Here is a 23,055-nt window from a genome sequence, read left to right on the forward strand (position 1 = left end):
CCCCTTCGACGGTGCTGCGGTAGGCGCTGACGCGCCCGAGATCACTTGATGGCGATCTTGGCGCCCGCGGCCTCGAGCTTCTCCTTGGCGGCCTCGGCGGCCTCCTTGTCGACCTTCTCCAGGAGAGCCTTGGGAGCGGCCTCGACCAGCTCCTTGGCCTCCTTCAGGCCCAGACCCGAGACGACCTCACGGACGACCTTGATGACCTGGATCTTCTTGTCACCGGCGGACTCGAGAACGACGTCGAACTCGTCCTGCTCCTCGGCGGCCGCGGCGGGGGCGGCACCCGGGGCGGCGGCGACGACGGCAGCCGGGGCGGCCGCGGTCACGTCGAAGGTGGTCTCGAATTCCTTGACGAACTCGGACAGCTCAAGAAGGGTGAGCTCCTTGAAAGCGTCGATCAGCTCGGCGGTGCTCAGCTTCGCCATGGTGGCTTTCCTCTCTGAAACGAACTAAAAGTTCGGGGTGGGGGGTGTTCAGCTCTCGGCGGGTGCTTCGGCTGCTTCGGTACCGGCGTTGCGCTGCTTCTCCTCCAGCGCGGCAGCCAGGCGAGCGACCTGGGACGCCGGCGCCTGGAACAGCGCGGCGGCCTGGGACAGCTTCGCCTTGAACGCGCCCGCCGCCTTGGCGAGCAGGACCTCACGGCTGTCGAGATCGGCGATCTTGGTGATCTCGTCCACGGACAGCGTCTTGCCGTCCATGTAGCCGCCCTTGATCACAAGCGCGTTGTTGTCCTTCGCGAAGTCGCGAAGCGCCTTCGCGGCGTCAACAGCTTCACCTTCGACGAAGGCGATCGCGGTCGGGCCGACGAACAGGTCCTCGAGACCCTCGATGCCGGCGTCCGTGGCGGCACGCTTGACGAGGGTGTTCTTCGCGACCCGGTACTTGGCATTGGTGCCGAGAGCGCGGCGCAGCTGGGACAGCTGGGACACGGAGAGGCCGGTGTACTGGGTAACGACTGTGGCCGAGCTGCTGCGGAAGCTCTCCGCGATCTCGGCGACGGCCGCCTCCTTGTCGGGCTTCGCCATGGTCGCCTCCTCTCTTGGCTAGTGGTCCACTGGCCTTGAGAGCCCTGAAACGACGAAACGCCCCGGCGCAGACAGGCGCGGGGCGTCAGGGCACACGACGACGTGCGTCGTGGACGAGCCTCGTTCCTCCTGCGCGGGTCGCCCGCCCTAGCGGGGCCTTCGTTCTCCAGGCCGTATGACCAGGAGAAGACCAGCGGTCTTCGGTAGAACCTTGACAAGAGTACGTGACCCTCTTCCGCCCTCCGCACGGACCCCCTTCCGGAGCGCGTTTAGCGGGCTAAACGCGACCGGCGGAGTGCGCGGGAGGCCTCGCGAGGCATCATGGTGACGTGGCGGAGCAGCGTGATGACGGAAAGCCGGGTAGCGAGCCCGGCACGGACATCGAGCCCAAGGCGGGAGGTCAGCCCGCGCCCCGGCTGGATGAGGAGCAACTGCGCCAGTTCCAGCAGTTTCAGCAGTTCCAGGACTATCTGAAGTTCACCGAGGCGCAGCAGCAGGGCCTCGTGCCGTCACAGACCACGCAGCCCGTGACCCAGCACTACGGCGGGCAGCCACCGGCACCTCCGGGACCGCCGCCCGGCGAACTCGTGCACGCCCCTCGCCCGCGCATGCCGCGCTGGCTGCGACGTCTGGGCGGGAAACTTCTCGCCTGGATCATCGTGATCGTGCTGCTCTGCGTCGGCGCCACCATCGTCTATCGGCAGATCTTCCCGAGCGACGCCGGGCAGGACACGGCGACGTTCGTCCAGGGCGGCGGCGGCAAGCACCACACCAACCAGGTGCTCTCGACCAATCCTTGGGAAGCCGTGCGGGCCATCTACGACACGATCGGCAAGCCGTACCCGCCCGCTACCCGCGTCGAAAAGGTCTGCCTGTCGATGAGCGAACAGGCGCAGGCCCAGTTCGCCCGCGACCTCGGCTATCCGGACTGCGCGACCGCCGTGCCGGCGCTGAACGCCAAGGTCACCGACATCACGCCGTACATCTACGCGGTGCGCCCGATGTCGAGCGTGGTCCCACGGCAGAACCTGACGATCCACTCGTGCTGGTACAACATCCGCGGTGGCCCTCTGCTGGGCAGCTTCACCCTGCAGGAAGTCGAGATGGGCCAGTGGCTGATCACCGGCCACGCGAACTCTCCCGACCCCTGCCCCGCCCCACCCACCGGCAACTGACCTGCACGTCTTCCCCCCAGATCGCGTTTAGCCCGCTAAAGGCGACGCGCCCGCCAGGTCGCGATTAGCCCGCGAAACGCAGGTCCGCACCCCAGATCGCGATTAGCCCGCGAAACGCAGGTGCGGGCGCCGGATCGCGATTAGGGGGCTAAACGCAGGTCGCGTCAGAGGTCGTGCGAAGTCAGGAAGCCGGTAAGGGCGGAGCCGAAGGCGGGGTGCATGACGGCGGCCATGTGATCGCCGGGGACGCGCACGAGGCGGGCGCCGGCGATGGCGGCGGCCAGGCGTTCGGGTTCCGCGGCCAGCGGGTCGGTGTCCCCGGCGAGGATCAGGGTCGGCACGGCGATCGCCGTCAGGTCCAGTTTCGGATTCGCCGTCCCGCGCGCGACGGCCGCCAGCGCGATCCGGTCCGCCCGCAACGCGTCGGCCAGCGCCCGGAAAGGCGCCGAAGACGGCGGAAGCGTCGAAGGGTCCGAAGCGAGCAGCGCCTCGCTGATCGCCTCAGGCGTGACGACGCGGGTGTCGACGCCGCCGAAGTCGACGATCCCCGACCCGACCCCGCCGATCGCGAGGCACCGGATCCGCGGGTCCGCGGCCACCGCGCCGAGTGCGATCATCGCGCCCATCGAGTAGCCGACCATCGACACCTCGTCGAGCCCCAGGGAGTCGAGCAGCGCCGACACGTCACGCACCATCGCGTCATCGCCGTAGCTCGCCTCGTCGTGCGGTTTCGCCGACCGCCCGTGGCCGCGCGCGTCCAGGCTGATCACGGTCAGCCCCGCGTCCTGGAGGGTGTCGACGACGCCGGGAGCGATCCAGTTGGCGTTCGTGTCCGCGGCGAAGCCGTGTTGCAGCAGTACCGGGCGCCCACGGCCTTCCCACACGGTGTAGCTCAGCTGAAGCCCGTCGAAGGACGCGAAGGTAGGCATGCCCTCCAGCAAACACGAAAAGGGGGCGGCCCCGCCGTAGCGGGACCGCCCCCTTCTCAGTGATGTCTAACTCAGACTCACGCGTCCTCGGAGAGGAGGTTGCGGGTGCGGGCCGGGTCGACCGGGACACCCGGGCCCATCGTCGTGGAGATCGTGACCTTCTTCAGGTAGCGACCCTTCGCCGACGAGGGCTTGGCACGCAGGATCTCGTCCAGCGCGGCCGCGTAGTTCTCCACCAGCTTGTCGGTGTCGAACGAGGCCTTGCCGATGACGAAGTGCAGGTTGGCCTGCTTGTCCACGCGGAAGTTGATCTTACCGCCCTTGATGTCCGAGACGGCCTTCGCGACCGCGGGGGTCACGGTGCCGGTCTTCGGGTTCGGCATCAGGCCACGCGGGCCGAGGATGCGGGCGATACGGCCGACCTTGGCCATCTGGTCCGGCGTCGCGATCGCGGCGTCGAACTCGAGCCAGCCACCCTGGATGCGCTCGATCAGTTCGTCCGTGCCGACCACGTCCGCGCCGGCGGCCTCGGCCTCAGCGGCCTTGTCGCCAACGGCGAAAACGATGACGCGGGCGGTCTTACCGGTGCCGTGCGGCAGGTTCACGGTGCCGCGGACCATCTGGTCGGCCTTGCGAGGGTCGACACCGAGGCGCATGGCGACCTCGACGGTGGCGTCCATCTTCTTGGAGGAGGTCTCCTTGGCCAGCTTCGCAGCCTCGAGCGGGGCGTAGAGCCGCTCGCGGTCCACCAGCTCAAGAGCCTGACGGTAGGCCTTGCTGTGCTTGGGCATTGCTTCTGTCCTTAACTCTTCAACGGATCAGTGTGGTGTTGGAGCCAGCACTGGCTCTCCCACGGTGGTGCTGGGTGGAACTCAGTCGACGACCGTGATGCCCATCGAACGGGCGGTGCCGGCGATGATCTTCGCGGCCTGGTCGATGTCGTGCGCGTTCAGGTCGGATTCCTTGGTCTTCGCGATGTCGCGGACCTGGTCCCAGGTGACCTTGGCGACCTTGGTCTTGTGCGGCTCGCCGGAACCCTTCTCCACGCCCGCGGCCTTCAGCAGCAGCTTCGCGGCCGGCGGCGTCTTGAGCTTGAAGTCGAACGTGCGGTCTTCGTACACGGAGATCTCGACCGGGACGACGTCCCCGCGCTGCGACTCGGTCGCGGCGTTGTAGGCCTTGCAGAACTCCATGATGTTGACGCCGTGCTGACCCAGCGCGGGGCCGACCGGCGGCGCGGGGTTGGCCGCACCCGCCTTGATCTGCAGCTTGATGATCGCCGCAAGCTTCTTCTTCTTGGGTGGCATTTCGTTTGTTCCTTCTTACTGACTTGAGTCCCCCGCACACCTGCCAGTACGCGGGGACTGCCGGCCGTCTGGCGGCCGTCAGATCTTGGAGACCTGGTTGAACGACAGCTCGACCGGGGTCTCCCGGCCGAAGATCGACACCAGGACCTTCAGCTTCTGTCCGTCCACGTTGACCTCGGAGATCGTCGCGGGCAGCGTCGCGAACGGGCCGTCCATGACGGTGACCGACTCGCCGACCTCGAAGTCCACCTCGACCGCGGGGGCACCCAGCTGCGACTCGGCGGAAGCGGCCTCGCCCTTGCCGGGCTTGGCGGGGGCGGCCGTCTCGACCTTGGGCGCGAGGAACTTGAGCACCTCGTCCACGGTCAGCGGCGACGGACGCGACGTGGCGCCGACGAACCCGGTGACACCCGGCGTGTTGCGCACCGCGCTCCACGAGGCGTCGTTCAGGTCCATGCGGACCAGGATGTAGCCGGGCAGCACCTTGCGCTGCACCTGCTTGCGCTGGCCGTTCTTGATCTCGGTGACCTCTTCGGTCGGGACCTCGATCTGGAAGATGTAGTCCTCGACGTCCAGCGTCTGGGTCCGGGTCTCGAGGTTGGTCTTCACCTTGTTCTCGTAACCCGCGTACGAGTGCACGACGTACCACTCACCGGGAGCGGCGTTGAGTTCCGCGCGCAGTTTGGCGACCGGGTCGACGTCCTCGTCGGCCTCGGGCGCGGCGGCGGTGTCGTCGTCCTCGGTGTCGTCGGTCTCGACGGACGCCTCGTCGGCCTCCGCGACATCTCCGGCTTCGTCGACCTCGTCGCCTGCGGCGGGCACCTCGACGGAGTCCAGGTGCTCGGACTGCTCGTCGCCGAGTGCCGCGTGCACCTGCTCGTCGGAAAGCTCGGTCAGCTCATGACCGGCTGCTGTGCCGTTCTCGGAGGTCACGTTCCGTCCTCTCAGTTGATCGGTTGCCGTGGCGCAGAGGCCACCGTGCGGCGCCCTCAGACACCGCGAACGGCTGCCTCAGCTGCCGAAGACGGCACCGACGACCTCTTTGAAGGCCAGGTCGAGGCCGCTCACCAGCGCCACCATGAACACCACGAAGACCAGCACCACCGCGGTGTAGGTGACCATCTGCTTGCGGTTCGGCCAGATGACCTTGCGCAGCTCGGCCCAGACCTCACGGATGAAGCGCATGAGCCGGGCGAAGATCGACGCCTGCTTCGGCTTGCGGTCGCGCTTCGGGGTCGCCGTGCCTTTGGCGTCCTTGGACTTCTCGGTCTTGTCCCCGGCCTTCGCCTTGCCGGCGGGGCGGGTCTTGTCGTCCGACTTGGCGTCGGCCTTACCGGACGGGCGCGCGGACGCACGGCGCTCACGCCGGGCAGCGGCGGTCACCGGGCGGGACTGCTCGTCGGGCTTCTGCCCGGCGTCGTCCTGCGCCTTCTCACCGCTGGCGTCGCTGTCGCTCACGACCACTCCTCCGCCTTCACCAGTTCGCTTACGCAGGGGTGACAGGACTTGAACCTGCAACCTGCGGTTTTGGAGACCGCTGCTCTGCCAATTGAGCTACACCCCTTTGGAACCCCGATGCTCTGGAGCTCCCGAGGACGCATTCCATCGTCCCCACCGCCGTGGCGGGGATGACCGTAGTGCGTTCCGAGACCAGAAGTCTACGGCAACCCCCGAACAGCTTCGCAACCGCGCCCCTCAAAGCGGCGCGGAGCAGCCTTCCGCGGGGAAACTCCCCCACGGCCGACCCCATGATCGTGCCACGATGTCGCCATGAGCGCTCCCGCACCCTCGCCTTCGCCCGCCGCTCGCGTTTCGGCCCGCATCGGCGGCATCACGCCGTCGGCCACGCTGGCCGTCGACGCGAAGGCCCGGGAGCTCAAGGCGCAGGGCCGTCCCGTGATCGGGTTCGGCGCGGGGCAGCCGGACTTCCCCACCCCGGCCAACGTGCTCGAAGCCGCCGAAGCGGCGGTCCGCGACAAGGTCAATCACGGCTACACCGCCGCGGGAGGGCTGCCGGAGCTGCGCGAGGCGATCGCGGCGAAGACCGTTCGCGACTCCGGGTTCGAGGTCGACCCCGGCCGCGTCCTGGTGACCAACGGCGGCAAGCAGGCGGTCTACTCGGCGTTCGCGACGCTGCTCGACCCCGGCGACGAGGTGCTGCTGCCCTCGCCGTACTGGACCACGTACCCGGAGTCGATCGCCCTCGCCGGCGGCGTCCCGGTGCAGGTCACGGCGGACGAGACGACGGGCTACCTGGTCACCGTCGAGCAGCTCGAAGCCGCCAGGACGCCGCGCACGAAGGTGCTGCTGTTCGTGTCGCCGTCGAACCCGACCGGCGCGGTCTGCCCGCGCGAGCAGGTCGAGGCAATCGGGCGCTGGGCGCACGAAAACGGCCTCTGGGTGATCACCGACGAGATTTACGAACACCTGGTCTACGACGGCGCCGAAGCGCCCTCGATGCCGGTCTTGGTCCCGGAACTCGCCGACCGCACCATCGTCCTCAACGGCGTCGCGAAGACGTACTCGATGACCGGCTGGCGGGTGGGCTGGCTGCTCGGCCCGCAGGACGTGGTCAAGGCGGCGACCGCGTACCAATCCCACTTGTGCGGCAACGTTTCGAACGTCGCGCAGCGCGCGGCGCTGGCCGCGGTGAGCGGGCCGCTCGACGCAGTTTTCGCCATGCGCGAAGCGTTCGACGCCCGGCGGAAGAAGGCGCTGTCCCTGCTTTCCGAGATCCCGGGAGTCGAGACTCCGGTGCCCCTCGGTGCTTTCTACGTTTATCCGTCGGTGAAAGCGTTGCTGGGCAAGGAGATTCGCGGCGAACGTCCGGCCGACACGGTGGCGCTGGCCGATCTGATCCTGCGCGAGGCCGAGGTCGCCGTGGTGCCGGGCGAGGCGTTCGGGACACCGGGCTACTTCCGGATTTCCTATGCCCTGGACGAAAACGATCTCGCCGAGGGGATCGCCAGGATGGGCCGCCTGCTCGCGGAAGCACGGTGACCGTGGTGCGCTTGGGAATCGCTCTTCCGCAGTACGGTCCCCTGGCGTCGATGGACGCCGTCACCGGTTTCGCCGCGGCGACCGAAGAGCTCGGCTACGAGTCCTTGTGGGTCGGGGATCGGGTGCTGGCGCCGGTCTCGCCGTCGGATTTCTACCCCGGCGGCACACCGGAACGGCCGTACCCGCCCGAATTCGTCACGTTCGCCGATCCGCTGATCCTGCTGACCGTCGCCGCGAGCGTCACGAACAAGGTCCGGCTGGGCACCAGCACGCTCACCGGGACGGTGTACCCGGCCGTGGTGCTCGCCAGGATGCTCACTTCACTGGATCAAGTGAGCGGTGGCCGTCTGGACGTCGGGCTGGGCATCGGCTGGCTTCGCGACGAGTACACGGCGACAGGCACACCCTGGAAGGGGCGCGGCGGGCAGCTGGAGGAGCTTCTCGACGTCCTCCGGAAGTTCTGGACCGGCGACCCGGTCGAGCACGAAGGCGAACGCTGGCGGATCCCGGCGTCGAAAGTGGGGTTGCGACCGGCTCAGCGCCCTCATCCGCCGGTGTTGCTCGGCGGGCTGTCCCCCGTTGCCCTGGATCGTGTCGGCCGTCGCGCGGACGGCTGGCTCCCGGCGGGACTGCCCGCGCCGTATCTCGCGAAGCTCTGGGGAACCGTGGTGACCGCGGCCGAGAAGGCGGGCCGCGACCCCGGCACGCTGCGCCGGGTGCTGCGGATCAACCCGAAGCCGGGGACGGATCTCAAGGACGTCACGGCCCAGCTGGAAGCGGCCGCCGAAACCGGGATCACCGAAGCCTTCGTCGACCCGCACTACCTCGCGCGGGACGTCACGCACGCCCTCGATCTCGCCGCCGAACTGCGCGACCTCGTCCCGAACGGCTGAAGGCCCTCCCCGTTCGCCGGGAAGGGCCTTCAGAAGGTCAGGATTCGCCGTCGGCGAGCTGGACGAGCGCGTGGGCCTTCGCGGCGTACTTCCAGTTGCCGAGATCCCGGATGGTCTTGATCTTGAGCTCGGCGAGGAGTTCGTCGTGCTTCTTGGTCAGGCCTTCGAGCGCGGACGGCGGCGCGTCCAGCAGCTCACCGATGCCCTTGTCCTCCCATGCCTTGTCCACCAGCTTGTTCAAGTTCAGGCTCACGGTTTTCCGCCTTTCCTCGGGGCAGGTACGCGCTCCACCCTGAACGTGATCCACGTCTCAGGCAACCGGAGATCACCCGTTCACGCTCAGTTCACCGACGGTCGGACCGATGACAAACGTGACCCAGGTCGCGTACAACGAACGGGTGACGCAGCGGAGAACGGGCGGCGGCTGCCTCTTCCTGGTGATCGTGCTGTCCGTCCTGGGGATCGCTTACCACCTTTGGGAGCGTGGAACGGCGGTGACTCCGCCGGGGGTCACCACTTCGGACGGCGCGGGCCGGTACGTGGCGCTGGGCGACTCCTACACGGCCTCGCCGGGCACCGGACGGCCCGCGGGCGCGCCGGCGGGCTGCGATCGCTCGGACAACAACTACCCGAGCCTGCTCGCCGCGAAGCTGCGTCCGGCCGAGTTCGTCGACGTCAGCTGCGGCGGCGCCACGATCGAGCATCTCACCGGCGAGCAGAAGACCCGTGACGGCACGAACGCTCCCCAGCTCGACGCCGTCGACGGCGACACGACGCTGGTGACCGTCGGGATCGGCGGCAACGACGTGGGCTTCGTCGGCTTCGCGAGCCAGTGCGCGACGCAGGTGCAGACCGCTTCGCCCTGCAAGACCCAGCTGACCGCGGGCGGACGCGACCAGCTCGCCGAACGGATCACCGCCGCGGCGGACCGGCTCGGCGGGATCCTGGACCAGATCCGCGCGAAGGCCTCTTCGGCGCGCATCGTGGTCGTGGGGTACCCGACGGTGCTTCCGGACGACGACGCCGGTTGCTGGCCCGTCCTGCCGGTCGGTGCGGGGGACGTGGCGTACTTCCGCGACTCGCTCGAACGGCTCAACACGGCCTTGCAGGACACCGCGAAGGCGCACGAAGCGGGCTTCGCCGACATGTCGACCGCGAGCAAGGGGCGGGACATGTGCAGCGCCGCGAACCGGCGCTGGGTCGAAGGCCCCGCGCCGTCGGTACCCGCGGCGCCGCTGCACCCGAACGCCCGAGGTGCGGCGGGGATGGCGGAAGTCCTCGAGAAGCTGCTCAAGCTCGCGTAGAGCAAGGGACCTTTGCTACCACTTACTTAGGCACGCTAAGCGAGTGGTAGCAAAGGTCCCTTGCTCCCCTGAGCGTCAGTTGCGGACGACCGCCTGCGCCTTGCCGAGAACGGCCTTGCCCTCGAACTTGGCGGTGATGTCGACGCGGGCGGTGCCGTCGTCGTTGACCACGGCGACCTTCCCGGTGAACTCGATCGTCGCCGCGCCCTCGTTCGGCACGACCACAGGACGCGTGAAACGCGCGAAGTAGTCGACGAGGCGTCCGGGGTCGCCGAGCCAGTCGGTGACGAGTCGCGCGCCGAGCGCCATGGTCAGCATCCCGTGCGCGATGACGTCGGGAAGGCCGACCTCCTTGGCGAAGGCCTCGTTCCAGTGGATGGGGTTGAAGTCGAGCGACGCGCCGGCGTAGCGCACCAGCTGGTCACGGGTGACGTCGATGGTCAGCGGCGTCAGTTCTTCCCCGACGGTGAACGTGCTCACGCGTCCTCCCCTCGGACCACGAGCTGGGCGTTCGTGGTGGCGATCAGGCCGCCGTCGGCGCCGGAGATCTCGGCGCGCAGGTTGATGAAGTCGTTCCCGGCGCGGGCCATGATGTTGTCGATATGCGTGGTGAGCGACAGGACGTCGCCCGCGTGCACCGGCCGCGTGTAGGTGAACCGCTGATCGCCGTGGACCATCCGCGAGTAGTCGAGACCCAGCTCGGGGTCCGAGACGATCGCGTTGATCGAGGCGAGGTTGATGATCGTCAGGAACGTCGGCGGCGCGATGACGTCGGGGTAGCCGGCCGCCTTCGCCGCTTCGGGGTCGCGGTAGAGCGGGTTCGTGTCGCCGAGCGCGTCGGCGAACTCCCGGATCTTCTCGCGACTCACTTCATAGGTACTGGTCGGCGGGTACACCCGCCCGGTGAACGACTGGTCCAAGGCCACCCGAGCAGGCTACCGAACCCGAAAAATACCCGAAGCCGCCCTGGTGACCAGGGCGGCTTCGGGTAAGACAGGTAGAACCGCTAGACGCTCAGCGGGTCTCTTTGTGAGTCCGGTGCGTACCGCAGTTCGGGCAGAACTTCTTCATCTCCAGGCGATCCGGGTTGTTGCGCCGGTTCTTCTTGGTGATGTAGTTGCGGTGCTTGCACTCCTCACACGCGAGCGTGATCTTCGGTCGCACGTCAGTGGCAGCCACAGCATTTCCTTCTCTACTAGGCCTGGGATACCCAGGATTACCGCGTAGCGGTGGCCGGACTTGAACCGGCGACACAGCGATTATGAGCCGCTTGCTCTGCCAGCTGAGCTACACCGCCTTACATGAACCTGGCCGCGACACGCTTGCGTGACGCGGCTGAGGTTCTGAGCCCCTTTACGGAATCGAACCGTAGACCTTTTCCTTACCATGGAAACGCTCTGCCGACTGAGCTAAAGGGGCCTGGCCTCTCGCGAGGACTTGGAAAGATTAGCAAGTCCTCGCGCGGGCCTGAAACAGGGGGGTACGTTACCGCGAAACCTCAGGTCAGCAGGGTAAGGACGGTCTCGGAGTGGCGTCCGGGCGAACGCGCCGTGCGGGCCTGCAGCCACGCCTCGAGGCGGTCCTCCGGCAGCGGCCGCGAGATGAGGTAGCCCTGCGCGACGTCACAGCCCATCGCTTCGAGCTGATCCCGCGCGACGTCCTCCTCGACACCCTCCGCCACGACCGTGAGGCCGAGCGAGTGGCCCAGCTCGACGATGGAGCGCACGACGGCGAGGTCGCCGAGGTCGGTGCCCATGCCGAGGACGAAGCTCTTGTCGATCTTGACCTGGTCGACCGGGAGCTGCCGCAGGTACGCCAGCGACGAGTAGCCGGTGCCGAAGTCGTCGACGGCGAGCACGATGCCCAGCGAGTGCAGCTCCCGCAGGATCGGCAGCGCCTTCTGCGGGTCGGACATCACACCGGACTCGGTCAGCTCGAAGGTGAGCAGCTCGGGCGGGATGCCGAAGCGGTCGAGCTCGCGCGCGACCTTCGTCGGGAAGTCCTCGTCGGCCAGGTTCCGCACGGACAGGTTCACCGCGGCGGAGATGCGCAGGCCCTCGTCGAGCCACTTGCGCACGCGCTTCAACGACTCTTCGAGCACGAACGACGTCAGGACGCCGATGAGGCCGGCGGCTTCGATCGCCGGGACGAACTCGTCCGGGCCGAGCCTGCCGAACTCCGGGTGAACCCAGCGCACGAGCGCCTCGACACCTTGGATCTGCCGGTTCGGCAAGGTGATCTTCGGCTGGTAGTGGACGCTCAGCTGGCCTTCTTCGAGCGACTGCCGGAACTGCGTGACCATCTGGAACCGGCGCATGAAGATCTGGCCCATGCTGGCCATGTAGCCACGGACCTCTTCGCCGCCCTTGGTCGCGCGGACGGCGACGTCGGCGCGCTGCAGGAGCCCGTCGACGTCGACCTGCTCGTCGTCTTCCGCCGAAGAGGTGGCGTAGCCGATCATCGCGTTGGCTTCGACGGAGAGCCGGTCGACCGGGTACGGGGCGACGAGTTCCGCGCGAAGCAGTTCCGCGGCGGCCTGGGCGCGTTCCGGCGCGCAGCCGACGAGGAGTGCCGCGAACGACGCGCCTTCGAGCCTGGCGAGCGGGACGTCGGGGCCGAGCGCGTCGCGGATCCGGCGGCCCGCGGCGATGACCATCCGGTCGGCCCAGACGTAGCCGAGTGCGTCGCTGACGGTGGAGAAGACGTCCAAGTCGACCCGGAGCACGACCGCGTCGACCTGTTCCCGCAACGGTTCCTTGGCGACCTGGCGGAAGCCCGGCCGGTTGAGCAGACCGGTCAGCGGATCGTGGTACGCGTCGTGGCGCAGGGTCGCGAGCAGGCGCCGGTTGTCCAGCGACGTCGCGAGGTGGCTGGCCATCGTGCCGAGCAGTTGGACGTCGTACTTGCCGAACCCACGCCAGCGGCTCAGCCTGTCGTGCGCTTCGACGACGCCGAGGAGCTGGTTCGCGCTGCGCAGCGGGACGACCAGCGCCTCCTGCGCGCCGCGGTCGAGCAACGCGGAGCGGACGTCGGGATTGGCTTCGGTGATCCGGAAGTGGCGGACGTGCGCGCCGGGCAGGCGCAGCAGCGGGTCGTCGGCGGCCGGGTCGACAGGCGGCAGTTCGTCGCCCGCGACGACCATCCGCATGGTGTCCTTCGGCTCCAGTCGAAGCCTCAGCACGACGCGGCCGGCGGCGAGCTGGTCCTTGATGCGTTCGGCGATGGTCGCCCACTCGCGGACATCGACGCCGCCGACGAGTTCGTCCGCGCGCCCCGCGGGCCGTGCGGCGGCCTGCTGACCGGACCGCGCGACCATCAGGCTGACGTCGGACAACGCTTCCATGTCGCGTTGCTCGCGCAGCAGATCCGAGTACGCCCAGTACAACGCGGTGAGCCCGAGGAAGACGGCGAGCACGAGCGGCCAGGCCTTCGGCGTCCCGGAAATGACCAAATAACCGGAAAGACCGACCGAGGCGTTGACGAAGCCGACGACGAGGATGCGGCCGGTCAGCCGGATCGCGGTGCTGACGCGCATGCGGCGGCGCAGCACGCGGACGGCGGCGAGCGCGAGCAACGTACTGACCAGCGGCGCGGTCAAAGTCCCGGCCAGCGCGGCGATCCAGGTCATGTCGTGGGCGCCGGAGGCCTGTTTCACCAGTCCTGCCACGGCGAACGCGCCGGTGATCTCCAGCAGGAAGGCTCCGGCGTTGTAAAGCACGCGTCCGGCGACCTTGCGGGCAAGCAAGGTCCCGATCCCCGCCGCGAGATGCGCGGCGAGCACGACTTCGAAGGGAGCGACGAAGAAACCGATGACCAGCGGGATCTCGGTGAACGAGATCGTCCACGAGATGCCGCTGCGGACATCGACGTTGATGCCGAGCTGTTCGGCGAGCAGGAACGCGAGGGCGAGGATCGGCCCGATCCACAGCAGATCGTCCGATGCCTCGAAGTCCAGCCAGAGGCTGACCGCGGCCGCGGCGGCGATGCCCATGGTGAGTACCGCGAAGGTGTAGACGCGGAACCGTCGCTCGTCGGTACGAGCCTCCGTAACGGCGCCTCCCTTGCCCGCTGCCGCCTGTGCGGCGCTCCCGGGCCTGCCGTTCGTGTCCGGCATCCGACCTTCCTTCCCGGCTGCCCAACCGGTCTTGTCCTACCGCGACCTCGGGGACGAGGGCAATACAGTACCCCGGAGGGCGTACCCAAGTCCCATTCGAGACAGTATGAGATCACCCCAGGGTTAACAATGGGCGCGTCGCGCTGACCTGCGTGGACCAAGGGGTGAAATGGGAGCGTTATTCGCGTTCCTTCCGACTACCGGAAGTCACCTGGCGCCACGCTCCGGCCAATCTCGTGAAGTTCCCGGCGGACCCGTCAGTAGGGGCTTGAATAGCCCTATGAATAGCCACGCCATCGCCGCCGGGCACGCCGAGCGGCTCGCCACCGTGGACGCCCTGCTCCCCGAAATGCCTGCACTGGAGCCTGTCGAGGGCTCCGTGTCACTCTCCGCGACGGCAGGCGACTCGGCCGCCGCCGGATTGTCGGTACGGACCGAGGCGGGTCCCGATTCCGTTGACTCTCCGTGGCGGGCCCTCGTCGAGCATCGCCTCGAAGCCCGCCTCACCGGACCCCGCCCGGAAGCCGCCCTCGACGCATTACTCACCCGATGGGATGAACATCTGAAGTCTGTGGCTCCACCTGGGGATGTCGAGACGGCGGCGACCGTGGTGCGGCCCAGCCGGGACTCCCCCGGCTCGGCCGAATTGCTGCGCCGCGGCTTCGCGCCGGTGCTGGTGATCGCGGTCCGCCCGGCCGACCGGCTCGCCGTGACCGGACCGCCCGCCACTCCCGGGGTGCACATCCGGCCCGCCGAAGCGGATGATCTCGAAACCGCCGTCGGGCTCGAACTGGAATTGCAGCGTTATGACGCGCAGTTCGGTTCTGTCACTTTGCGCGAGGGCGCGGAGGAAACGATCACGGCGGACCTGTCGAAACAGTTGGGCCGGGAAAATCCGACGTTGTGGATCGCCGAGCTGTACGGCCGTCCGCTGGGCATGGTGCGGGTGCAGTTCCCCGGCGACACGGCGTGGATCCGGGGCCGGGTCGCGGCCGAGAAGGTCGGCTACCTGTCGTCGCTGGCGGTGGCGGAACAGGCGCGGTCGAGCGGGGTGGGGACGGCGCTCGCCGCGCACGCGCACCAGGTCTTCGACGAATGCGGCACCGACGCCGTGCTGCTGCACCACGCGCTGGCCAATCCGCGCTCGACGCCGTTCTGGTACGCGCAGGGCTACCGGCCGCTGTGGACGTACTGGCAGCGGCGACCCGCGGTGCCTTGATCCGGATAGGCTCGTTCTCGTGAAGAGGGACGATGACGCGGCCCCGGTGGCGCCGACCGGGGTCGACACCGAAAAGCCGTCCGCGGCGAGGATCTACGACTGGTTCCTCGGCGGGACCCACAACTGGGCGGTCGACCGCGAGTTCGCCCGCGCGCTGGAAAAGCAGTGGCGCTGGGTCAAACCGGGCGCGCGGCACAACCGCGAGTTCATGAACCGGGTCGTGCGCGCGGCGCTGGACGCGGGGATCCGGCAGTTCATCGATCTGGGCTCCGGTGTCCCGACGGCCGGGAACGTGCACGAGATCGTGCAGGAAGAACTGGAGCCGGGCGAGACGGCGAAGGTCGTGTACGTCGACTACGAGCCGGTGGCGGTGGCGCACGCGGAGCTGATCCTCGAACGCCACGAGGCGACCGACTGGGCGGGGATCGTCCATGCGGACATGCGGCGGCCGAAGGACGTCCTGCGGCATCCGGAGACGCTGCGGCTGATCGATTTCGACCAGCCGGTGTGCCTGATGATGATGGCCGTCCTGCATTTCGCCGGCCCGCACGACGATCCGCCCGCGCTGGTCGCGACGTACCGGAACGCGCTCGCGCCGGGCAGCTGGCTGGGGCTGTCGCACATGAGCTTCGGCGGCCAGACCGGCGAGGACGCCGACGGGCTGCACTGGATGGTCGAGCAGTACCGGAAGACGAGCAACCCGGTGTGGATGCGGGACCGCGAAGAGATCGAGCCGCTCTTCGGGGACTGGCCGCTGCTGGAACCCGGCGTCGTCCACCTGCCCGACTGGCGGCCCGTGCGGGAGCTGCGGCGGGACGAGGAAGGCGCCCGCCCGTTCGCCTGGTGCGGGGTCTCGGTGCACCCCTGACCTCCGACCTCTCGCCGGTTCGCGTCGCGTTTAGGGGGCTAAAGGCGACGCGAACCGAGCAGAGGTCGGATGAATGGGTGATCGCTGACGGCGAACGCGGAAAGGAAACAAACAGGTCGATCGGAGAGTTGAGCTAGACAGACTCAACTAACCGAGGAGTGCACAGATGACCGACAACCGCCTCCTGCCCGTCCTCCCGCTCGATGACGACGTCGTGCTGCCGGGCATGATCGTCCCGCTCGACCTCGCCGACACGGAGACGCGCGCCGCGGTGGAGTCCGCCCAGGCCAACACGCCTGCCCAGGCTTCCTTCCCGGGGATCCGGTCCAGCGCCGCCACCAAGGCCGAAGTGCTGATCGTCCCCCGCGTCCACGGCGAGTACGCCGAACTCGGCACCATCGCGACCGTCGAGCGCATCGGGCGCGTGCCCGGCGGCAAGACCGCAGTACTGTTGCGCGGTACCCGCCGCGCAGTCGTCGGCCGCATCGCCGACGGTCCCGGCGCCGCTCGCTGGGTCCACGCCGAGGTCGCCACCGAGACCACCGACGACAACTCCGCGAAGCTCGCGTCCGAGTACAAGAGCGTCGTCCTCGCGATCCTCCAGCAGCGTGGCGGCTGGCAGATGATCGACGCGGTCCAGGAGGTCGAGGACCCGTCCGCGCTCGCCGACCTGGCGGGCAACTCGTCGTACCTCAAGACCGAGCAGAAACTCGAACTGCTCTCCGCCCTCGACGTCTCGGCGCGGCTCGAGAAGGCCCTCGAATGGAGCCGCGAGCAGCTGGCCGAGCTCGAAGTCACCGACACCATCCGCAAGGACGTCCAGGAGGGCATGGAGAAGCAGCAGAAGGAGTTCCTGCTGCGCCGCCAGCTCGAAGCGATCCGCAAGGAGCTGGGCGAGCTCGACGGCACGGCCAACGACGACGACTACCGCGCCCGCGTCGAGGCCGCAGAGCTGCCGGACACGGTCAAGAAGGCCGCACTGTCCGAAGTGGACAAACTGGAGCGCACCTCCGACCAGTCCCCCGAGGGCGGCTGGATCCGCACTTGGCTGGACACGGTCCTCGAACTGCCGTGGAACGAGCGCACCACCGACGTCCACGACATCGCCGCCGCGCGCGACATCCTCGACGCCGACCACGCCGGCCTCGACGATGTGAAGGAACGCATCATCGAGTACCTGGCCGTGCGCAAGCGTCGTGCGGAGTCGGGGCTCGGCCCGGTCGGCGGACAGCGTTCGGGCGCGGTGCTCGCGCTCGCCGGTCCTCCGGGGGTCGGCAAGACCTCGCTCGGCGAGTCCGTGGCGAAGGCGATGGGCCGCAAGTTCGTCCGCGTCGCGCTCGGCGGCATCCGTGACGAGGCGGAGATCCGCGGTCACCGCCGCACGTACGTCGGCGCGCTGCCCGGCCGGATCGTCCGCGCCATCAAGGAAGCGGGTTCGATGAACCCGGTCGTGCTGCTCGACGAGATCGACAAGGTCGGCGCCGACTACCGCGGCGATCCGACGGCGGCGTTGCTGGAGGTGCTGGACCCGGAGCAGAACCACACGTTCCGCGACCACTACCTCGAGGTCGAGCTGGACCTGTCCGACGTCGTGTTCCTGGCGACGGCGAACGCGCTCGAGACCATTCCCGGCCCGCTGCTGGACCGGATGGAGCTGGTCACCCTCGACGGCTACACCGAGCACGAGAAGGTCACCATCGCCCGCGACCACCTGCTCCCCCGTGAGCTGGAGCGCGCCGGTCTCGGCAAGGACGACGTCACGCTGACCGACGGCGCGTTCAGCCGCATCGCCGCCGAGTACACGCGGGAGGCCGGGGTGCGCAACGCGAACCGGACCATCGCGAAGGTACTGCGCAAGGTGGCGACCAAGGTCGCGCTGGACGAGGTCGCGCTGCCGCTGACGATCGACGCCCACGGGCTGGAGACCTACCTCGGCCGCCCACGGCACCTGCCGGAGTCCTCGCTGCCCGCGTCGACCCAGCGCACGTCGACCCCGGGCGTGGCCACCGGGCTGGCGGTGACCGGCGCCGGCGGTGACGTCCTCTACATCGAGGCGTCACTGGCGGATCCGGAGTCCGGCTCCACCGGGCTTCAGCTGACCGGCCAGCTGGGCGAAGTGATGAAGGAGTCGGTGCAGATCGCGTTGTCGTACCTGCGTTCGCACGGCGCGGAGCTGGAACTCCCGGTCGGTGACCTGAAGGATCGCGGCATCCACGTGCACGTCCCCGCGGGCGCGGTGCCCAAGGACGGGCCGAGCGCGGGCATCACGATGACGACGGCGCTGGCGTCCCTGCTTTCGGGCCGGGTCGTGAAGTCGGACGTCGCGATGACCGGTGAGGTGTCGCTGACCGGGCGCGTACTGCCGATCGGCGGGGTCAAGCAGAAGCTGCTGGCCGCGCACCGGGCCGGGATGAAGACGGTGATCATCCCGCAGCGCAACGAGCCCGATCTGGACGACGTCCCGGCCGAAGTGCTGGCACAGCTGGACGTCCACGCCGTGGCGAACGTCCGCGACGTGCTGGACATCGCGCTGGCCCCGGCGACGGCTCCGGTCGCCCAAGCGGCGTAACGGCGCGAGGCCGAAGCCCCGGATCCCTTCGTGGGTCCGGGGCTTTCGGCTTTCCGAGATCCGGACGAACCCGGACATTGACTCGCCTTAAACTCCCTATCACGTTTTGATAACGTACATTGCGTGCCACCCAGCCGGGGTGCGTGATCCTTGAGAGGGCAAGGTCATGAGTCAAGGAATTCTTTCCCCGTTGCGGCCGAGGCGCAGGTGCGTTTCGGCCGGTCAGATCGTCTGTCTGAGCATTCTCACCGGATTCACCGCGACGCTGACCTTCGCGGGCACCAGCGCCACTATCGCCGCGGGGATCGCCATCACCCTGTTCGGCGCCGTTCTCCGTCACTCCGCGCCCGCCAAGGCACCCCGATGAACACGGAAACGGAGTTCATGGCGCGACTGCGCGAACTCCGTGACCGAAGCGGCCTCAGCATCCGCGCGCTGGCCGCCGCGACCGGCTGGTCCCGCAGCACCTTGGCCGACCTGTTGGCGCGGAACACCTTGCCCGGCAACGAAAACCAGATGCGAGTCCTGTTGCGCGCCCTGCTCCGGACGGTCCCCGACGAGCGCGGGGTCGACGAGTATCTCGCCGACTGGCGTCACCTGATCGGACGTCGCCACCACCGCAATGGCGGATGCGCACCGCTCGACCGGTTACTCGTCGCACTGGAAATCGCGGCACAGCGCGGCGGCTCCGACGCACCGGGCCTACGCAAAGCGAAAGAAATAGTGCTGCACGAAGGTTCCCTACGAAAGTTCCCTCCTCGCGGTGAATACGCCGCGAATTCACCTGGATGTCCCGTTCCGCCCGTACTCTCCGACCCGCTCCATCCCGCACCACCACATCAGCGGATGTCTCGGAGGCACGAGTGAAGCGACGGAATTTCCTGCGCGCGGCCGTGGTCGGCGCCGGTGTCACGGCGTTCGGCAACAGGCTCTCGGGAGCGGCTCTCGCCGCGCCCGCCCAGAACGGCCCCAGCCCGTACGGCGCGCTCCAGGCCGCCGACGCGAACGGGATCCAGCTGCCGGCGGGATTCACCAGCCGTGTCATCGCCAGGTCCGGCCAGAAGGTCGCGAGCACCGGGTACACCTGGCACAGCGCCCCGGACGGCGGCGCGGTGTTCGCCGACGGCAGCGGCTGGATCTACGTGTCGAACTCGGAGATCACCCCCGGCGGGGGCGCGAGCGCGGTCAAATTCGACGCGAGCGGGAACATCACCGGCGCCCACCGCATCCTTGCGAACACCCGCCAGAACTGTGCGGGCGGCAAGACTCCTTGGAACACCTGGCTTTCGTGCGAGGAGACCGACCTCGGGTTCGTCTACGAATGTCAGCCGAACGGCCCGGCCACGGCCGCCGTCCAGCGGCCCGCGATGGGGAAGTTCAAGCACGAGGCCGCGGCGGCCGACCCCGTGCGCAAGGTCGTCTACCTGACCGAAGACACCTCCGACGGCTGCTTCTACCGCTTCGTCCCGACGACCTGGGGCGACCTCTCCGCCGGGACGTTGCAGGTGCTCAAGGCGGGCACGGCGACCTCGGGCAGCTTCACCTGGGCGAACGTGCCCGACCCCGACGGTTCCCCCACCGCCACCCGCAACCAGGTGTCCGGTGCGAAGCGGTTCAACGGCGGCGAAGGACTGCATTACGCCAACGACTCCGCGTGGTTCACCACCAAGGGCGACAACCGCGTCTGGCAGCTCAACCTGACGAACAGCACCTACGAGCTGGCCTACGACGACTCGCTGGTCAGCCCCGGCTCGGCCCCGCTGACGGGTGTCGACAACGTCACCGGGACCTCGTCGGGTGACCTGTACGTCGCCGAAGACGGCGGCAATATGGAGATCTGCATCATCACGCCGAACGACATCGTGGCCCCCTTCCTGCGGATCAACGGCCAGAGCTCGTCTGAGATCTGCGGCCCCGCGTTCACTCCGGCGGGGAACCGGCTGTACTTCTCCTCGCAACGCGGTACCTCCGGTTCGTCCTCGGGCGGGATCACCTACGAGGTGACCGGCCCCTTCCGTTCCTGAAACCGGCGTGCGGGGGCGTCGCCGGCCCGGCGCCCCCGCACGGCTCAGGCGTTGGTGCGGTTCTTCTCCCGCAGCCGGTTCACCACGAAGAGGGTCAGGGCGATCGCGACGGCGGCGATCACGAAGTATTGGAAGAACCCGGCGTATTCCTCGACCAGATGCCAGCTCTCCCCGAGGGCGTAGCCCGCCAGGACGAACACCGTGTTCCAGATCAGGCTGCCCAGCGTGGTCAGGGCCAGGAACCGCCAGAACGGCATGCGTTCGATTCCGGCGGGCAGGGAGATGAGGCTGCGGAAGATCGGCACCATCCTGCCGAAGAACACCGCCTTGGTGCCGTGTTTCTTGAACCAGGCTTCGGTCTTGTCGAAGTCGGACGCCTTGACCAGCGGGATCTTCGCCATCCAGCGCCGTGTTCGGTCGCGGCCCAGCAACAGGCCGAGGTAGTACACGATGATCGCGCCCGCGACCGAGCCGAACGTCGTCCACACCAGTGCCTCCATCAGCGTGAACGTGCCCTGGCTGGCGGAGAACCCGGCCAGCGGGAGCACCAGTTCGCTGGGGATCGGTGGGAAGAGGTTGTCCAGGCCGACGATGATCGCGGCTCCAGGACCGCCCAGCGCGTCCATCAGTGACACCGCCCAGCCGGCGAGTCCTCCCATCGGTTCACTGGCGGTTTGGGCGAGGAGGAGGTTCATGGCGGCCTTTCGTGGTCGTCTGCGGATGTCAACGAACGTACGAATCGCCCGGGTTCCGCACACTGGGGTGAAGCGGCACAAATCACTGCGGTAAACCGCAGTACCCATTTCCGGCTACCCCGCTAACCTCGCGTTATGCCCATTCCGCCCGCGATGCGCCGCTACCTGCGCAGAGCACTCCGCGGCACACTCGGTCTGGCGATCGGCGCCATGACCGCGGTCGCGGAGTTCTTCTATGTGCTTTTCGGCGGCCTCGCGCTCACGGTTCCCGCGCTACGGCAGCCTGTCCTGGCCGGTGCGCGTGTGCTGTCCGAAGTGGAACGGCGACGGCTGGAGAAGTACTTCGGCGACGAGAACGCCACGAACTACACCGATCGCCGTGCGATGGCCTACCTCGTCCCGCGGTGCGTCATCGGACTGCTCTGCGCCGCGATCTTCGTCCTGATCCTGCTGGGCGCCGGATCCGGGGTGATCATCGCCGCTCAGCTCTTCGAGGGTCGGTCGCCCGGAGGAGGAGCACCGGCCGACTGGTACGACCCGGTCACCACCGCCCTCTTCGGCGGGTTGCTTGTTTTCCTTGCCTTGCAAGGACTTATCGGAGCCGCGACGCTGGACGCCAGGCTGGCGAAGCGCTTTTTCGGTCCCAGCAAGAGCGAACAGTTGCGCCGGAGGCTCTCCGAACTCACGACCAGCCGGGCGGAAGTGGTCAAGGCGGTCAACGGTGAGCGCCGCCGGATCGAACGTGACCTGCACGACGGCGTCCAGCAGCGGCTCGTCGCGCTCGGGATGCTGCTCGGCCGGGCCCGTCGCGCGACCGACCCGGAACACGCGTCGGATCTGCTCCGGCAAGCGCACGAGGAATCCCAGCGCGCCCTGGTGGACCTGCGAGAGGTCTCGTGGCGGGTGTATCCGATCGCGCTGGATTCGGACGGGCTGCATCCCGCGCTGGAGGCGCTGGCGGAACGCTCGGGCATCCCGGTCCACCTGCGGGTCGACCTGCCGGAACGGCCACCGGCGGCCATCGAGACCGTTGTCTACTTCGTCGCTTCCGAGGCGGTCACCAATACGATCAAGCACGCCGCGGCGACGCGGATCGACATCGAAGTGGAGCGGGACGGGGGCAGGGTGCGGGTACGGATCACCGATGACGGCACAGGCGGGGCGAGGGAGTCGGGCGGCGGGCTTTCCGGCCTCGCGATGCGCGTCGCGGCGGCGGACGGACGGTTCACAGTGGACAGTCCGCTCGGCGGCCCGACCGTGGTGACCGCGGTGCTGCCGTGCGAGTGATCCTCGCGGAGGACTCGACCCTTCTGCGCGAAGGGCTGGTCCGGCTGCTGGTCGAAGAGGGACACGAGGTCGTGGCCTCGGTCGGCGACGGCGACGCGCTCCTCTCGACGACGGCCGCCTACCGGCCGGACGTGATCGTCACCGACGTCCGGATGCCGCCGACCCACACCGACGAGGGCCTTCGCGCGGCGCTCGAGATCCGGAAACGCTGGCCGGAGATCGGGGTTCTGGTGCTCTCGCAATACGTCGAGAAGCGCTACGCCACCGAACTGATCACCGGTGACAGCGAACGCGTCGGTTATCTCCTGAAGGACAGGGTCGCCCAGGTGGGCGAATTCCTGGACGCGCTCGAACGGGTCGCCGCAGGAGGTGCCGCGTTCGATCCGGAGGTGGTGCGACGGCTGCTCGCGCGGACCACGCACACCGATCCGCTCGCGAAACTGACCGTCCGCGAACGTGAAGTGCTGGAAAAGATGGCGCAGGGACACACGAATCCTGGAATCGCCGAGTCGTTGTTCATCTCGCTGAGCGCTGTCGAGAAGCACGTGAACGCCCTCTTCGACAAGCTCGAACTGGCCAACACCGCCGGCTACAGCCGTCGGGTCCTGGCCATCCTGCGCTACCTCGGGTCCTGATCCCGAGT

At 68.4% G+C, this 23,055-nt stretch carries 25 protein-coding genes and 3 tRNA genes; 12 read left to right on the plus strand and 16 right to left on the minus strand.

Going from position 1 to position 23,055, the window contains the following annotated elements; genetic code table 11:
- Positions 1–41: 41 nt before the first annotated feature.
- Positions 42–428, minus strand: a complete 387-nt coding sequence (gene rplL, locus ACSMFO_RS20000; RefSeq protein ID WP_037332742.1) for a 50S ribosomal protein L7/L12 — start codon at positions 426–428, stop codon at positions 42–44.
- Between the two features lie 48 nt (positions 429–476).
- Positions 477–1,028 (minus strand): 50S ribosomal protein L10, encoded by a 552-nt coding sequence (gene rplJ / locus ACSMFO_RS20005; RefSeq protein WP_034304192.1) that lies wholly within the window; start codon positions 1,026–1,028, stop codon positions 477–479.
- Positions 1,029–1,357: 329 nt separating this feature from the next.
- On the opposite strand from rplJ, the gene ACSMFO_RS20010 reads away from it, so the two are divergent.
- On the plus strand, positions 1,358–2,203 hold the full coding sequence (locus tag ACSMFO_RS20010; protein ID WP_038519893.1) for a hypothetical protein: 846 nt from the start codon (positions 1,358–1,360) through the stop codon (positions 2,201–2,203).
- A 164-nt stretch (positions 2,204–2,367) separates the two neighbouring features.
- Here the strand turns inward: ACSMFO_RS20010 and ACSMFO_RS20015 are convergent, their stop codons facing one another.
- The 6 genes from ACSMFO_RS20015 to ACSMFO_RS20040 all read right to left on the minus strand — a co-directional run bounded on the left by ACSMFO_RS20015 (position 2,368) and on the right by ACSMFO_RS20040 (position 6,003).
- Positions 2,368–3,132: an alpha/beta fold hydrolase gene (locus ACSMFO_RS20015; protein ID WP_038519895.1), complete on the minus strand. Its 765-nt coding sequence runs from the start codon at positions 3,130–3,132 to the stop codon at positions 2,368–2,370.
- 77 nt (positions 3,133–3,209) lie between these two features.
- A complete protein-coding gene (rplA, locus tag ACSMFO_RS20020; RefSeq protein ID WP_037332749.1) occupies positions 3,210–3,923 on the minus strand; it encodes a 50S ribosomal protein L1 in 714 nt (237 codons plus the stop codon).
- A gap of 81 nt (positions 3,924–4,004) precedes the next feature.
- Positions 4,005–4,439: a 50S ribosomal protein L11 gene (gene rplK / locus ACSMFO_RS20025; RefSeq protein ID WP_005152062.1), complete on the minus strand. Its 435-nt coding sequence runs from the start codon at positions 4,437–4,439 to the stop codon at positions 4,005–4,007.
- A 78-nt stretch (positions 4,440–4,517) separates the two neighbouring features.
- Positions 4,518–5,372 carry a transcription termination/antitermination protein NusG gene (gene nusG, locus ACSMFO_RS20030; protein ID WP_038519897.1) on the minus strand — a complete coding sequence of 285 codons (855 nt, stop codon included), beginning with the start codon at positions 5,370–5,372 and terminating at the stop codon, positions 4,518–4,520.
- A gap of 78 nt (positions 5,373–5,450) precedes the next feature.
- Positions 5,451–5,903, minus strand: a complete 453-nt coding sequence (gene secE / locus ACSMFO_RS20035; protein ID WP_037332751.1) for a preprotein translocase subunit SecE — start codon at positions 5,901–5,903, stop codon at positions 5,451–5,453.
- A 27-nt stretch (positions 5,904–5,930) separates the two neighbouring features.
- Positions 5,931–6,003, minus strand: a tRNA-Trp gene (locus tag ACSMFO_RS20040).
- 206 nt (positions 6,004–6,209) lie between these two features.
- Here ACSMFO_RS20040 and ACSMFO_RS20045 point away from each other — a divergent pair.
- Together ACSMFO_RS20045 and ACSMFO_RS20050 are read left to right on the plus strand one after the other, a co-directional pair.
- A complete protein-coding gene (locus tag ACSMFO_RS20045) occupies positions 6,210–7,439 on the plus strand; it encodes a pyridoxal phosphate-dependent aminotransferase (RefSeq protein WP_436460034.1) in 1,230 nt (409 codons plus the stop codon).
- Positions 7,436–8,332 (plus strand): TIGR03619 family F420-dependent LLM class oxidoreductase, encoded by an 897-nt coding sequence (locus tag ACSMFO_RS20050; RefSeq protein ID WP_436460035.1) that lies wholly within the window; start codon positions 7,436–7,438, stop codon positions 8,330–8,332. Before ACSMFO_RS20045 ends, ACSMFO_RS20050 begins: the two co-directional genes overlap by 4 nt.
- Before the next feature lie 37 nt (positions 8,333–8,369).
- Here the strand turns inward: ACSMFO_RS20050 and ACSMFO_RS20055 are convergent, their stop codons facing one another.
- Positions 8,370–8,585, minus strand: coding sequence for a hypothetical protein (locus tag ACSMFO_RS20055; protein WP_037332758.1), 216 nt, complete (start codon positions 8,583–8,585; stop codon positions 8,370–8,372).
- A gap of 118 nt (positions 8,586–8,703) precedes the next feature.
- On the opposite strand from ACSMFO_RS20055, the gene ACSMFO_RS20060 reads away from it, so the two are divergent.
- The gene (locus ACSMFO_RS20060) at positions 8,704–9,636 is read left to right on the plus strand and encodes an SGNH/GDSL hydrolase family protein (RefSeq protein WP_436460094.1); all 933 of its coding nucleotides are present in this window, start codon (positions 8,704–8,706) and stop codon (positions 9,634–9,636) included.
- Between the two features lie 75 nt (positions 9,637–9,711).
- On the opposite strand, the gene ACSMFO_RS20065 is transcribed toward ACSMFO_RS20060, so the two are convergent.
- The 6 genes from ACSMFO_RS20065 to ACSMFO_RS20090 form a co-directional block, all read right to left on the minus strand.
- Positions 9,712–10,116: a MaoC family dehydratase gene (locus ACSMFO_RS20065; RefSeq protein ID WP_016331051.1), complete on the minus strand. Its 405-nt coding sequence runs from the start codon at positions 10,114–10,116 to the stop codon at positions 9,712–9,714.
- On the minus strand, positions 10,113–10,562 hold the full coding sequence (locus ACSMFO_RS20070; protein WP_037332761.1) for a MaoC family dehydratase N-terminal domain-containing protein: 450 nt from the start codon (positions 10,560–10,562) through the stop codon (positions 10,113–10,115). Before ACSMFO_RS20070 ends, ACSMFO_RS20065 begins: the two co-directional genes overlap by 4 nt.
- 88 nt (positions 10,563–10,650) lie before the next feature.
- Positions 10,651–10,815: a 50S ribosomal protein L33 gene (gene rpmG / locus ACSMFO_RS20075; protein ID WP_005152047.1), complete on the minus strand. Its 165-nt coding sequence runs from the start codon at positions 10,813–10,815 to the stop codon at positions 10,651–10,653.
- A gap of 45 nt (positions 10,816–10,860) precedes the next feature.
- A tRNA-Met gene (locus tag ACSMFO_RS20080) sits at positions 10,861–10,933 on the minus strand.
- Between the two features lie 49 nt (positions 10,934–10,982).
- Positions 10,983–11,055, minus strand: a tRNA-Thr gene (locus tag ACSMFO_RS20085).
- A 79-nt stretch (positions 11,056–11,134) separates the two neighbouring features.
- On the minus strand, positions 11,135–13,750 hold the full coding sequence (locus ACSMFO_RS20090) for a putative bifunctional diguanylate cyclase/phosphodiesterase (RefSeq protein WP_125732123.1): 2,616 nt from the start codon (positions 13,748–13,750) through the stop codon (positions 11,135–11,137).
- A 280-nt stretch (positions 13,751–14,030) separates the two neighbouring features.
- Between ACSMFO_RS20090 and ACSMFO_RS20095 the strand changes: the two genes are divergently transcribed.
- The 6 genes from ACSMFO_RS20095 to ACSMFO_RS20120 all read left to right on the plus strand — a co-directional run bounded on the left by ACSMFO_RS20095 (position 14,031) and on the right by ACSMFO_RS20120 (position 20,430).
- Positions 14,031–14,969 carry a GNAT family N-acetyltransferase gene (locus ACSMFO_RS20095; RefSeq protein ID WP_436460036.1) on the plus strand — a complete coding sequence of 313 codons (939 nt, stop codon included), beginning with the start codon at positions 14,031–14,033 and terminating at the stop codon, positions 14,967–14,969.
- A 19-nt stretch (positions 14,970–14,988) separates the two neighbouring features.
- The gene (locus ACSMFO_RS20100; RefSeq protein ID WP_400566790.1) at positions 14,989–15,837 is read left to right on the plus strand and encodes an SAM-dependent methyltransferase; all 849 of its coding nucleotides are present in this window, start codon (positions 14,989–14,991) and stop codon (positions 15,835–15,837) included.
- A gap of 166 nt (positions 15,838–16,003) precedes the next feature.
- Entirely contained in the window at positions 16,004–18,406 is a 2,403-nt protein-coding gene (gene lon, locus ACSMFO_RS20105; protein WP_436460037.1) for an endopeptidase La, read from the plus strand.
- 166 nt (positions 18,407–18,572) lie between these two features.
- Entirely contained in the window at positions 18,573–18,773 is a 201-nt protein-coding gene (locus ACSMFO_RS20110; protein ID WP_436460038.1) for a hypothetical protein, read from the plus strand.
- Entirely contained in the window at positions 18,770–19,273 is a 504-nt protein-coding gene (locus ACSMFO_RS20115; RefSeq protein ID WP_436460039.1) for a helix-turn-helix domain-containing protein, read from the plus strand. Before ACSMFO_RS20110 ends, ACSMFO_RS20115 begins: the two co-directional genes overlap by 4 nt.
- Complete coding sequence (locus ACSMFO_RS20120) at positions 19,270–20,430, plus strand: alkaline phosphatase PhoX (protein ID WP_436460040.1); 1,161 nt, start codon at positions 19,270–19,272, stop codon at positions 20,428–20,430. Before ACSMFO_RS20115 ends, ACSMFO_RS20120 begins: the two co-directional genes overlap by 4 nt.
- A gap of 44 nt (positions 20,431–20,474) precedes the next feature.
- Here ACSMFO_RS20120 and ACSMFO_RS20125 read toward each other — a convergent pair whose 3' ends face one another.
- Complete coding sequence (locus ACSMFO_RS20125) at positions 20,475–21,125, minus strand: DedA family protein (protein WP_378411427.1); 651 nt, start codon at positions 21,123–21,125, stop codon at positions 20,475–20,477.
- A gap of 153 nt (positions 21,126–21,278) precedes the next feature.
- On the opposite strand from ACSMFO_RS20125, the gene ACSMFO_RS20130 reads away from it, so the two are divergent.
- Together ACSMFO_RS20130 and ACSMFO_RS20135 are read left to right on the plus strand one after the other, a co-directional pair.
- Positions 21,279–22,412, plus strand: coding sequence for a histidine kinase (locus ACSMFO_RS20130; protein WP_436460095.1), 1,134 nt, complete (start codon positions 21,279–21,281; stop codon positions 22,410–22,412).
- Positions 22,403–23,047, plus strand: coding sequence for a response regulator transcription factor (locus ACSMFO_RS20135; RefSeq protein WP_350573276.1), 645 nt, complete (start codon positions 22,403–22,405; stop codon positions 23,045–23,047). The genes ACSMFO_RS20130 and ACSMFO_RS20135 overlap by 10 nt, the downstream gene beginning before the upstream one ends.
- Positions 23,048–23,055: the final 8 nt, after the last annotated feature.

The sequence above is a fragment of the Amycolatopsis sp. w19 genome, assembly GCF_051373225.1.
GTDB classification, from domain to species: Bacteria; Actinomycetota; Actinomycetes; order Mycobacteriales; family Pseudonocardiaceae; genus Amycolatopsis; species Amycolatopsis japonica.